We start from the raw sequence: 11,182 nt of genomic DNA on the forward strand, positions 1-11,182 counted from the left end.
ATATTTCCACGGCTGATCAAGCCGCTGATATCGGACTCACTGCAGAGACAGAATGAGCCGGGCATAGGCTACGGCAGACCCGCGGGTTTCTTGTCGGACAACTATCGAAGCTGGTTTCTTATGACTGCTGGTCCTGCCTAAACATGCGGCGCGAGGATTTCGGCAACATCATGCATGGCGTAGCGACTTTCGAGAAGAACAAGAATTTCTGCAGGTGTACGTGGGGGGTTGCGTAGTCGGCCTGCAAGGGTGTGAAGCGCGTACGCCGCCCTCAACGGATCGACGTCTGCAGTGTCTGCTGCGAACTCGGCAGGGTGTAGAACTTTGATGTGCGCGGGCACTTTTTCCGGCTGAATGTGCTTGAAATTGTCGGTGACAATCCCTCCCGCACCCCCCACGACGGCGGCTGCGACAACATGCTCGTCGTTGGGGTCGCGCAGCCCGTAACTTCCCTCCAGTGGTCCCCAGCCAGTCACGAGTGCGTCGTCGAAGTTCGTGCGCATCTTCATGATGAGGTAGTCAGAACGCCGCTGGGATTCTTCTGCCTCCACCCCACGCCCAAGTAGCTTCAGTTCCTCATGCCGGCGTAGTTCTCCGAGGATGGCCTCACTCCACAGCGGCCGATACAAACCTTCCGCCGCCATACTCAGGATGAAATCCCGTTGCAAACTGGGCCATAAAACACAGGTATCAAGGATGGCGGCGAACATGTTGCCATCCTTGCACTTGGTTACCCATGATTCTGTCGTGTCGCCGCAACCTCGGCCCGAACCTGGCGCAGTCGTTCAGCGACAACCTCGGGGCTTTCTTCAAGGTCGTAGTCATCGGCCGTATCGAAGATTGCTCGGTACTGCTCCTCGCGACGCTGCTTGCGGTAACGCAATACATCGTCCAGGCGAAGTAGCCGGCGGCGCTTCCCGGGCGTATCCGCGGGAAGCTTGCCCTCGTCAATGAGCTTCACGACGGTAGGTCGACTTACTCCTAAAAGGTCGGCCGCCTGCTGGGTCGTCAGCGTCTGCGTCTGTGGGACCACAGTCACCGCTCGACCAGCCTGCAGGGCCTCGACGACCTGGCGCAGGACGCGGTAGACGTTCTCAGGAATCTCGACACTATCGTTAGGCTCTGCCCCCACCAGGAGATATCGAGGCGCGGGGCGTTCACCCCTAGAGGCCTCATGCGCCTCGATGAAGTCGTACACCTTCGCTAGCTGGTCCGAACCCTCCGGCAGATAGGTCTGCTGCTCAAGCGTCTGTGCGGACATCGTCACCACTCTCCCTTAGATATGAAACAATCGTAACCCCTTTCGTTTGCTTCGTAAATGCCTTGGAGGCCGCACCACGCCCTTGAGTCGGGGCACGCCCCTATCGCCCGCCAGGAAAATTTCAAGGTGTCTGAGGCCAGCGAACCGGGGCTTCCCTTGCGGGGTCAGGGCGCAAGCTGGGCGTAGACCACGTAGTTGTCCTCGAACTGGCCGGTCAACAAGTTGTACCCGTCGCAGGTGATCAGGCGCAGCTCAGCCCCTGCGGTGTCGCCGTAGACGGCTTGGGTGTCGAAGTTGTCCTTGGAGTACTGCTCACCGCGCTGAACAACGAACACCGCGGTGGTGCCGTCGTGGCGGGCGACCTCGATGGTGTCCCCAGGCTCGAGCTCCCGCAGGCCTGCGAAGACACCGGGGCCCCCATCGGTGGCATTGACGTGGCCCAGCAGGATCGCCGGACCCGGCTCGCCCGGGACCGGGGACTGGTTGTACCAGGCCGCCGGTGAACCCGGCTCCCCCGGCGGCACTTCCAGGCTCCCATCGGCCCGCAACCCCAGGTGCAGCAGGGGCGAGTCGGTGCCTGTGGCGGGGATGCGCACGGACACCGGAGGGGCTTCGTCGTCGGCTTTGGGCGTCGCAGAAGGCGACGGCGTGGCAGAGGCGGACGGTGCCGGTGCCGTGGACGGTGAGGTGGCGGTCCTCGAGGGCACGGGATCAGCTGTTGCCGACGATGTCGTTGCCGGCGGCTGGGTGCTGGCAGAACCGGTGTCGGCGCAGCCGCTGACCAACAGCAGCGTGAGCGCCGCACCGGCCAGAAGGCCGGTGCGGCGCTCACGGGCAGCACTCATCACGGAGAAGGATTCCGTCCGGTCAGAATCGGTGTAGCTATCAGGCTCAGACCTGGGCAGCGCGGCGGCGGGCCACGATGCTCGCACCGGCGGCGGCCAGCAGGGTCAGACCACCGGCCACGGCCAGGCCGGACACGGTGTTCTCGGACTCCACGGCGACACCGGTCTCAGCCCCACCCACGGGGACCTGACCGACCTGGTTGTACTGGCCGTTGCCCCAGGACTCTGGCACGTAGTCCACGATGACGTCCGTGCCACTGTCGGCCTCGTCGTCGCCGCCCTGCTCACAGGCGATGCCATCGAGGTCACGATCCAGGTGCGGAGCATAAGCCGGGTCCCCGACCGGGATGTTCACCCGGCCCGCGGCACGAGCCTCAGCGCAGTTGTCGAAACCAGCGACATCCGTCGGGGTCTCAGCAACCGGAGTGACCGGGGGAACGGAGACACCGTCATCGGGCACCAGGGCGGCGTTGTAGACAGCGCCGTCCTTCTCACACCCGACACCGTCGACGGGTTGGTCCAGGTGCGTGCCGTACCCGGGGGAACCGGCCGGAATGTTGTAGACGCCGTACTGGGCCGCCTGCGTGCAGTTGTCGAAAACGATCGGGGCCGCTGCGGCCGGAACCATCGACAGGCCGGTGAACCCGGCGGCGGCCAGCACGGCCATCCCTGCGGTGATCTTCTTCATGGTGTCCCCTTTGAACGAAAGCAAATGGATGTATCTGGATCCTATGGACTGGGATCGACTCTTGTGGGGACACCACGACTTTCCGGTCGTCGCAGTGCTATGGAACCCGTAAATCTAGGCCTTCTTGCACCCGACCCAGGCGTCAGTGTTGTGGATTCCTGCTCCGTGGACGCCGTGAGGGCTGCTTGCAGTCCCCCTGAAAGGGGACATGTCCACCACCGCACGGGTAGGTGTGCGATAGCCCCATGAGTCCTCGCCACCATGAGCTGCCTCAGCAAGTAGGAGCCGCCGCACGCATCGACGCTCATGGGCGTTCCTTTGAGCTAGGTCATCCCGAAGGGCCGTGCGGGCTCATCGGCCGGCAAGACCAGCAAGACCAGATTGCCGGGCACCGGGGCCGGAGGACATGACTTCGTGCCAGGTCGCCGGGGACTACCCGCCTCTACAGGGCCGAACGCGTTGACCCCTCGTCCCTTTGGCACAGGACAGGTACCCGCTCAACTCTTCCGGAGATCAACGACGTACATCACACATGTCAGGCGTCGCCGTGCTGGGGAGGATCCGTGACGTGGGCTGATGCCCGTGCGAACCAGCAACACGGTAAAGATCGGACACCCTAGTAATTTGCAGATGCTACCAAGTGGTATTTCTTTGACTGTCGTCCTCCATCGCATCGAAGTCCAAGACCGGCAAAGTCATCTCCGTCTCCTGAGGCCGTGGCACTGGCGGGCGCAGGACGGTGGCGTTGTGATCAGTAACGGTCACGAAGACGAGTAGCACACAGGGACGACCGGCTGGATGGTTTCCCCTCCCCCACCGAGCACAGGAAACACCACCCATGACCCCCCACCGTGGCCTGCCCGACCCCCTGCCGCCGTTGCCCAAGTCCCCCTCCGGGCGCACCCCACAGTGGGTGATCGATGAGGCCCTGAGCCGACAAAACGGGTCTGCTGCGGCCGGCCAACGTCGGCGCCGCCGTCGGGCCGACCGGACCATGAACCGGGAGACGCCGGTCTCGGACTGGCGCCGCTGGGAGCCTCCAGTGTCGGACCGTAGTCCCCGCCGGAACTCATGGGGAATGACCCTTCTGGTGCTCACGCTCGTCGTGGGAGTACCGGCGATCGGTGGATACCTCGTGCTGCCCCATGTCCAGGAGCGACTGATCAGCGCCTCCTCCACCCCGGCACTACCATCCCCGCCACCACAGGATCCCGGCCCCGCCTCCGGGCCCGCGGAGCAGGCCGCACATGAACCGCCGATCGACATCACCACCGTCCATCCCGTGCCCGAGGGGGACGTCATCGTGGGACCTGCCGATCTCGACGTCCCAGGGCATTCCACGGATGGGCGCATCCCGGTGCCGGCGGACGCCGACAACGCCTACGGCCCCCCGGCCGGGGTGGACTCAGCCGCCCACCCCCTCGGGAGGCCCCCGGTTGTGCCCGACACCGGTGGGTACAGCCTGCTGGCCACCCAGAGCCCCGGGGACCAGGTCGTCGCCTACGATCCGTGCCGCCCGATCCGCTATGTCGTGCGCCCCGATGGCGCCCCCGCCGGTGGACAGCAACTGCTCGAACAAGCCATCGCGGAGATTTCGGCGGCCACTGGGTTGCAGTTCCTCGACGACGGCCCCACCACAGAGGCACCCCGGCAGGACCGGGAGCCCTACCAGCCCGAGCGCTACGGTGAACGCTGGGCGCCCGTGCTCATCACCTGGTCCACCCCGACGGAATACCCGGACCTGGCCGGCGAGGTCGTCGGCCTGGGCGGCAGCACCTCCCTGCAGGTCGGCAACAGCCCGCACGCCTACGTCACCGGTCTCATGACCCTCGACGCCCCCGACCTGCAAGAGACACTTCAGCACCCTGCAGGAGCCGAGATTGTCCGGGCCGTCATCATGCACGAACTCGGTCACGTGCTCGGCCTGGGCCACGTCGAGGACCCCACCCACCTGATGCACGGGGTGAGCACTGAGCACAACACCGCCCTCACCGCCGGCGACCGGGCCGGACTGGCCAAGCTCGGCGCCGGCCAATGCGTTCCCCAGCTCTAGCGAAAGCCCCGTCCAAGGGAGGCTTATCAGATGCACGCCTGGCCTCCTCACCCGACCCCCCCCCAGTACACTCGGCGGTGATCGATGAGCGTGATCGTCACCCTCCTCAGATGAGGTGACGATCGCTTTCGATACTTGCTGGAGCGACCGTAACAGTCCGCGCGCACGACGAAATGGGGGCCCGGTGACCACCGCGCCCCGGTTTCTCGAGGCGACACTGTGAGAGCCTGGGTCCGTTCGCATCCCCTCCCCCATGGAGTTCCCGTGAGTGCTGCCAGCACGCCCAATGCTGTGCTGGGCGAGGTCCCGGTCGTGGGCTCCTTCGCCGTGGCTGCCCAGCTGCGGAAGACCACCGCCGGCACCACCGCCCGGGTAATCGTGGCCCTACCCGAGGACGTGAAAATCACCCCTGCCGCCCTGGTGCCAGCACTGCTGAGCCTGGGCCAGCAGGTCCTGCTCGACTACCGACTCAGCGGCCACGAGCTGCCCGAGGTGGAGGTCACCGCCGTGGAACGGGTCGAGACCGCCCCGACAACAGTCACGGCAACCGGGTTCGCCCTCGGGGTCATCAACGATTTGGCGGCCAGGCGCTCGGCCATCGCCGTGGACTCGGACCTGCTGCTGGGCAACGACGGCGGTGTCCTGCTGATCGCCGCCACCCTTCTCGCCGGCGCCGAACACCTCCTGGAAGCCGGAGACCACTCCACCGACCGGCCCGCCCCGACCCGGAGTCGGTCCCACCACCGCCGCTGATCTATGGCAACACCTGGTACCGCCACCTGGAGGACCCCGGGCCTGCCAGCCGCGCTCTGCCCCGGAGCGCCCATCACGAGGCGGCCGTGGATGCTGTCCCTCTCCCCACTGGTGCGGTGCGGTCTCCGTCGAAGAACCGCTGAGCCAGCCTTGAAACACAGAGCCTGTCACCGGCATGGTCTACGCAAGACTGAAGTGACTCCTCATCAGACGGACATATCCGGCTCTACATGAAACCGACCTCACCACTCTCAAGCGCGTCAATGAGGTCGGGCTCGCGGAGGTCGACCGATTGCGCGCTGAAGAGTGGCCCAGACACGCGGCTCTGAAGGTCGGATAGGAGGCAGGACTTCTGGGCTGCGATAAATGGCGCCTTCGTCCATGCGCAGCGTTGGTTCAGCTGGCGTTTCGGCAGACTCAGGGTCAGGGACTGCACCGGTGTCCGCAGGAATCGATGCAGAGTGCCCCCATTCGGCGCTTTCCGACTGGTCAGATGGCAAAGCGCCGGGCTGCTCCTGCCTGGACATTCTTGAAGCTACAGGTGGTGTGATGGTCTCGGCACCCTCCACCGCCCGAGCTAACCAACGACCTACCGTCTTGACGGAGGCTCGCATCAGCTCGGCGATCGCCTGCTTCGATTCCCCCGCCAGGTGCAGGGCTTGGGCCTTCAGCGCTTTCGCATCGGTCATTGCAGAGCGCACGGTGCGGCCAGTCGCCGCGTTGGCTGCCGCTGCCTCAGCCTTCGCCTCCGAGGTGGCTTTGCCCCCTACCCGGCCCTTCCGTGATAGGAACTGGTTTTTTTTGCCTCCATGGCTAGACGTACGCGGTCGGCCGTTGCCCTTGCGTGCCTGACGGCACGCGGAGGCAGACAGCGCCCGGACTTCCTTGTCTGGCAACGGGTGCTCGAGGTCTCGATTGAGCGTTCGGGCATACGCCAGCGCATCAGGTTCGTGTGGCTCGCGCTCCTCCCCGAGCCACCGGGTCCAGAGCCACCGCAGGGTCTTACGGAACAGAGAGCAGTTGCGCCCAGAGGTGTTGGCAATCGCCTGCTGCACTACTCGCGACTGCTTGGCTCTGTCCGGAGTGGGTTGCCATGCCGAGACGGCTGGTCCGTCGAGGATCTCGTCGTGAAACGGATCGACGTAGGACTTCATGTGGTCCATCAACTCCCCCAGATGCCACGGAGTGGCCCTGTTCCCCCAGTAGACCTTCCCCACCGGGTTGCGGGCAGATGGATTCTGAACCAGGAATCGGGTGAAGTTCTCGTCGCCGTAGACCAACCGAGTTAGGGAACGTAATACCGAGTCGGCGTACTGCTTCGGGCCGGGACGGTGACCACGACCGACGAAGACCGGGTCGATCGCCCAGCCTGCCTGAGCATGACCAGACTCGGGCTTGTGGATGATCCAGGTGGCCGGTGGCACGGCGGGATGCATCAGCAGCATGAGCGCGTCGCAACGGTCCACGTCGACCACCAGAAAGTTGATGTTGTCGGCCGGGTTGATCTGGACATAGGGGAACTCGACCACGGACTGACCGTTGTTCGGCAAAGCCTGGTGCTTGGTGTACCCGGCCCTGAAATAGGTCAGGCGGTGGTGCGTGATCCATCTGCTGGCCGGGCTCGTCTCCTGCCTCGGAGGCAAGATTCCTAGCAGATCAAGGACTTCGTCTGGGCATGGGGGTATGGCGTCAGGGGCCCAGGGTGCTAATCTGGACGTAACGCACCCCCGGTGTGATAGGGCAAGAAATCACTCCGGTGCTATATGCGAAGCAGACCAACAGGTTTGGCGACTCAGGTGGTCGGCTTCGAGAATTGTTTTGAGAGGGACCCGTCTGGGAAGGCGGGTCCTTTCTCATGCAGTCATGGGATCAGGCGATACGTCGTTCCTCCAGATTGATCGTCTGCTGCTCGGGCTTCGTTGACGACATGGCCGTACGGTCCAACCAGTCGGTAATAATTTCGACTGCCAGGTCATTGGCGGTAGTGCCACGGGACTCCACGATGTCCCAAAACTGGTTGTACCGGTCAATGGGAAGGTTCGCAGATACCTTCTGTCGCTCGCCCTTGGACGGGCGGCCGCCACGGGGACTGCGCGTACGAGGCATAGTCGTCATGGTTGGAAGTATGTCAGTCGAACGACATCGTTTCCAGAAACACGCTGCATGAGTTTCCAAATTTCCCAGTCAACGTTGGCGTGTCCCAGGTGGTGGCAGGTTAGCTCTTCGAGTCAGCCGGTGGCCGCGGATCTGGCCGGCGAGAATTCGGAGATGGGCCGACTGCGTCATCGACCTGGACATCGCCGAGAACGGCCGCCGGGTGGTGATCGAGCTCAACGGGCTCCTCAACGCCGGGCTCTACGCCTCCGACCCGGTGCTCGTTGTCCAGGCCCTGGTCGCCCGGCCCGGGGCAGTACGTGCGCTGGATGTGTGGTCACACACGTGGGTGGCATGAGTACTCAGCAAATGACCCCTCCCCCACTACCGTCACACCCTGCCCACCGCCGCCGACGTCCACCGCTGGTGCGAAGACGTCGTGCTGATGGGTGAGTCGTCCGCCATCGAGCGCGACGTCGACCTCCACCCGTCCACCTTCGAGAACTACTTCATCCAGCTCGACGCCCACCGCACCTTCGTCGAGGTCTGCGGCATCATCGCTGACACCGAGCTCACCAGTTCGCTGGTGGCCGCCCGGCGCGACCTGGTGCTACACGCCACCGAGCTGCACTATGACTGGGACGAGCTATACGAGGTCGGCCAGCATCTCGCAAAGGCCAAGATGCCACTGGCGATCCAGCACTTCCCAAGTGATTCCTGACCGTCCACCACGACGACCGACGGCCCGCCGTCTCCATAGGGGACAGGCCGTCGGCCTGCGTGGGAGCATTGTTGTGTTCTACTTGTTGTACCTGTTCCACATGTTGAACTTATGCACCCAGTCAACCATGCGCCGGTCAGCGGGCGTGCTTGAGTTTGCCCTTCAGCGGCGGGAACTGGGTGACGTTCGCCCGGATCAGGGCCTGGCCGATCGCTACGGCTACCGCCTCGCGGACGAACGCCGACTTGTTTACCTGCCAGCCCTCCATCTCGGCTCGGTCAAGCTCGGCCATCAGCTGGTGGTGGAGGTCGTAGGGCAGCACGACGTTGTAGGAGATCTTCCTTCCGCCGTCATCCGGCGGCGGAGCGGACTGCAGCGCCGTCTCCCGCTCCTCCGGGCTCAGGGCCAGGTGCTGATGCACCGCCCGCTGCAACCAGCGGACGAAGGACGTCGGCCCGCCGCCGGGGATCCGGTGCTTGTCGGAGGAATACGCCCGCTTAGCGTGGTCCAGGGAGGTGCGTGAGAACGAGACTCCGATCGGGACGGTGGTGGCCCGCGGGCCCGCCAAGGGATGCGAGTACCGCTCGAGGCCCCTGACAGCCTCGGAGTCTGCGACGGCGAGCCCGCTCGGATGGATAGCGGGTGCTGACATGGCACTCCCCTCCCCCATCGGCTCCGCGGTCGGCACCACATTTTCGGTCTTCTCTCGAGTAGCAAGCTCCGGTCGCCTGGTCTCTCCGGCCGGCACCTGAGCTGGGACCTCGTCCTCGAGCGCCGGCTGCTCGGCGTGCTGCTGCGCGTCGTCGAGGGTCTGCCCGTTGGACCGCGGCTTCAAGATCTCGGCCACCGGCCACTCCCCCACCACCTCATCGGAGCCTTCCCCCACCGGCTCGGCGGTCACTGCCGGCACCAGAGTCCCCTCCCCCACCGGCAAGGTGACGGGTCCGGGCGTCGGCGCGGTCTCGTTCGCCAGCGTCTCGGCAGCCTGCTCGAAGACCGTGATGTCGGCCGACTCGTCGGAGCCGGCGGTGCTGCTGCGCTGGTTGGCTCTGGCATCCAAAAGCTGCTCGTCACGCAGGTGCTGCTGCTCCAGGGCTTCGTCGCGCACCTGGTTGCGGGTCTTCTTGCCCACCAGCTTGTTCACGCGCTTGGTCGGCATCGTCACGCCTCCCCAATCAGGGAGCCGAACACCCTTGCGTAGTCCTTAGCCGGATTCGACTTGGGATCGTACTGGCCCACCGGCATGGCCGAGCGTGTCGCATCACGAGCTGCGATGCCCTCACGGATCGGATCAGTGACCTTCGTGGACTCCCCGTACTCCTCGCGCAGCGTCAGCACGAGCTCACGGTCCAGCAGACGGCGGCCGTCGTAGCGCGTGGGGATGATCGCGCCGATCTTCAGCCCCCTGTTGATCCGCGGCGCCAGCCGCTTCTCGATCACCGACTCGAAGTAGTCGACCTGCGTGTACGCCTCCACGTCGCACACCACAGGGGCGATGAGGTACTCCGCCGCTGCCATTCCGGTAATGCTGAGGTCGCTCATGGCCGGCGGGGTGTCAATCACGACGTCGTCGTAGCGATCGGCCACGTCTGGCAGGAGGTCCCGTAGCGAGGTGATGAGGTCGTCAACACTGTTCACATCGACCAGAGACAGGTCGTGCTGGCCGACCAGCACCTCGACGCCCTCGATGTCAGGCGCCTCGGTCGCAGCCTCTTCGATGGTCATCCTGGCGGTCAGCACATCTGCGGCTGTGCCGTTGAACTCCGTGGCATCGGTGAAGCCCAGGCGCTGCGTCAGCGTGCCCTGCATGTCCAGGTCGACGGCTAGGACTCGCCGGCCTCGCTGGGCCAGTGTCCAGATCAGTTCGGCCGCGGTGGTGGTCTTGGTCGTTCCGCCCTTGGGGAAGGCGACGGTGTAGATCATCGTGGATGTCCCTCTCGGCCGGGTGTACGGCCGGTGACTTGGGGAAGGCTGTCGTCCATCACCCTAACCGGTTACACGCTTCAACAGGTCAAACACGTTCAACGTAGTGAACACAACAATATTAATCCCTTGCTCGGTGCCAGCCGCAGCCAGCGACGAGCGGAGCGTGGGGCGTACCTGGATCAGAAACGCTTGTCACGTTATGCAGGTTCAGCATGTGGAACCGGCGCTATCGGGCTAGCACCTGATGGCACCCCGGCATGGAGCGTGGGTTGGACCGACTCACGTGGTCGAGCGGGTGAGACTCGTTGAACTTGGCACTACATGCAGACTCTGCACCATGCGTTATGCAATGACGCGGCCGACGCCGCCCGGTCCACTTCGACACCTATCAGCAATAGAAGTCTCTGCAAGACCTATGGGTAGAACAAGGCAAGCATGGGCAACACAACAAGGGACCCTGTGGCGCCAACACACGCCAGGGGATCCATTGGGCGGTTAAACTTATCGAACATGTGAAACAAGTAGAACGAGATAAACATGCACGACGCAACAATAAGCTGGCTATGCCGGTGAGCCTTGACGGGTCATGGCGTCGTTGCTTCTTACATCGAACTTGTGCCACATGTGCAACATGACAAGACCGCACAACACAACAAGAGTCCGTCGCCAGCCGCTATCGAGTTCGAGTTTCATCGATCAGACAGCTGACGCAATGCAACAGCGGCACTTGTTGGACATGGTGAACCGGTTAGACCCAACAACGTAATGCGGTACGGCTGTCAATCTCGGTCAAGGCCCTAGAATCCGGCCAGGTCGCCGGCAAGGCGAGTTGCGTCCTGCA

Annotated in this window: 12 protein-coding genes; 4 read left to right on the plus strand and 8 right to left on the minus strand. The window is 64.2% G+C overall.

The window, feature by feature from the left end; all coding sequences use genetic code 11:
* Positions 1-137 precede the first annotated feature (137 nt).
* The 3 genes from E7Z53_RS19505 to E7Z53_RS19515 all read right to left on the minus strand — a co-directional run bounded on the left by E7Z53_RS19505 (position 138) and on the right by E7Z53_RS19515 (position 1,968).
* Positions 138-710 carry a PIN domain-containing protein gene (locus E7Z53_RS19505; RefSeq protein WP_084271826.1) on the minus strand — a complete coding sequence of 191 codons (573 nt, stop codon included), beginning with the start codon at positions 708-710 and terminating at the stop codon, positions 138-140.
* 20 nt (positions 711-730) lie between these two features.
* Complete coding sequence (locus E7Z53_RS19510) at positions 731-1,261, minus strand: excisionase family DNA-binding protein (RefSeq protein ID WP_062737397.1); 531 nt, start codon at positions 1,259-1,261, stop codon at positions 731-733.
* 164 nt (positions 1,262-1,425) lie between these two features.
* Positions 1,426-1,968: a class F sortase gene (locus E7Z53_RS19515; protein WP_255250919.1), complete on the minus strand. Its 543-nt coding sequence runs from the start codon at positions 1,966-1,968 to the stop codon at positions 1,426-1,428.
* Between E7Z53_RS19515 and E7Z53_RS20950 the strand changes: the two genes are divergently transcribed.
* A complete protein-coding gene (locus E7Z53_RS20950; RefSeq protein ID WP_232319483.1) occupies positions 1,910-2,143 on the plus strand; it encodes a hypothetical protein in 234 nt (77 codons plus the stop codon). The genes E7Z53_RS19515 and E7Z53_RS20950 overlap by 59 nt on opposite strands.
* 9 nt (positions 2,144-2,152) lie before the next feature.
* Here the strand turns inward: E7Z53_RS20950 and E7Z53_RS19520 are convergent, their stop codons facing one another.
* Entirely contained in the window at positions 2,153-2,794 is a 642-nt protein-coding gene (locus E7Z53_RS19520; protein WP_062737305.1) for an excalibur calcium-binding domain-containing protein, read from the minus strand.
* A gap of 1,078 nt (positions 2,795-3,872) precedes the next feature.
* Here E7Z53_RS19520 and E7Z53_RS19525 point away from each other — a divergent pair.
* Positions 3,873-4,847, plus strand: coding sequence for a matrixin family metalloprotease (locus E7Z53_RS19525; RefSeq protein ID WP_176338650.1), 975 nt, complete (start codon positions 3,873-3,875; stop codon positions 4,845-4,847).
* Positions 4,848-5,111: 264 nt separating this feature from the next.
* Complete coding sequence (locus tag E7Z53_RS19530) at positions 5,112-5,600, plus strand: hypothetical protein (protein ID WP_141246792.1); 489 nt, start codon at positions 5,112-5,114, stop codon at positions 5,598-5,600.
* Positions 5,601-5,860: 260 nt separating this feature from the next.
* Here the strand turns inward: E7Z53_RS19530 and E7Z53_RS19535 are convergent, their stop codons facing one another.
* Positions 5,861-7,129: a replication initiation protein gene (locus E7Z53_RS19535; protein ID WP_141246793.1), complete on the minus strand. Its 1,269-nt coding sequence runs from the start codon at positions 7,127-7,129 to the stop codon at positions 5,861-5,863.
* A gap of 340 nt (positions 7,130-7,469) precedes the next feature.
* The gene (locus E7Z53_RS19540) at positions 7,470-7,715 is read right to left on the minus strand and encodes a hypothetical protein (RefSeq protein WP_136341073.1); all 246 of its coding nucleotides are present in this window, start codon (positions 7,713-7,715) and stop codon (positions 7,470-7,472) included.
* Positions 7,716-8,133: 418 nt separating this feature from the next.
* Between E7Z53_RS19540 and E7Z53_RS19545 the strand changes: the two genes are divergently transcribed.
* Entirely contained in the window at positions 8,134-8,415 is a 282-nt protein-coding gene (locus tag E7Z53_RS19545) for a hypothetical protein (RefSeq protein ID WP_062737309.1), read from the plus strand.
* Positions 8,416-8,551: 136 nt separating this feature from the next.
* Here the strand turns inward: E7Z53_RS19545 and E7Z53_RS19550 are convergent, their stop codons facing one another.
* Positions 8,552-9,580 carry a hypothetical protein gene (locus E7Z53_RS19550; protein WP_176338651.1) on the minus strand — a complete coding sequence of 343 codons (1,029 nt, stop codon included), beginning with the start codon at positions 9,578-9,580 and terminating at the stop codon, positions 8,552-8,554.
* A complete protein-coding gene (locus E7Z53_RS19555; protein ID WP_062737311.1) occupies positions 9,577-10,338 on the minus strand; it encodes a ParA family protein in 762 nt (253 codons plus the stop codon). The genes E7Z53_RS19550 and E7Z53_RS19555 overlap by 4 nt, the downstream gene beginning before the upstream one ends.
* Between the last annotated feature and the right edge of the window lie 844 nt (positions 10,339-11,182).

This window comes from Kocuria salina, from assembly GCF_013368965.1.
Classification (GTDB): Bacteria; Actinomycetota; Actinomycetes; order Actinomycetales; family Micrococcaceae; genus Kocuria; species Kocuria rosea.

What these genes read in the sequence shown, in the direction of transcription:
- E7Z53_RS19510 (WP_062737397.1), bottom strand. Translation starts at nt 1,261, where the DNA reads ATGTCCGCACAGACGCTTGAGCAGCAGACCTATCTGCCGGAGGGTTCG.
- E7Z53_RS19555 (WP_062737311.1), bottom strand. Translation starts at nt 10,338, where the DNA reads ATGATCTACACCGTCGCCTTCCCCAAGGGCGGAACGACCAAGACCACC.
- E7Z53_RS19520 (WP_062737305.1), bottom strand. Translation starts at nt 2,794, where the DNA reads ATGAAGAAGATCACCGCAGGGATGGCCGTGCTGGCCGCCGCCGGGTTC.
- E7Z53_RS19525 (WP_176338650.1), top strand. Translation starts at nt 3,873, where the DNA reads ATGACCCTTCTGGTGCTCACGCTCGTCGTGGGAGTACCGGCGATCGGT.
- E7Z53_RS19540 (WP_136341073.1), bottom strand. Translation starts at nt 7,715, where the DNA reads ATGACGACTATGCCTCGTACGCGCAGTCCCCGTGGCGGCCGCCCGTCC.
- E7Z53_RS19505 (WP_084271826.1), bottom strand. Translation starts at nt 710, where the DNA reads ATGTTCGCCGCCATCCTTGATACCTGTGTTTTATGGCCCAGTTTGCAA.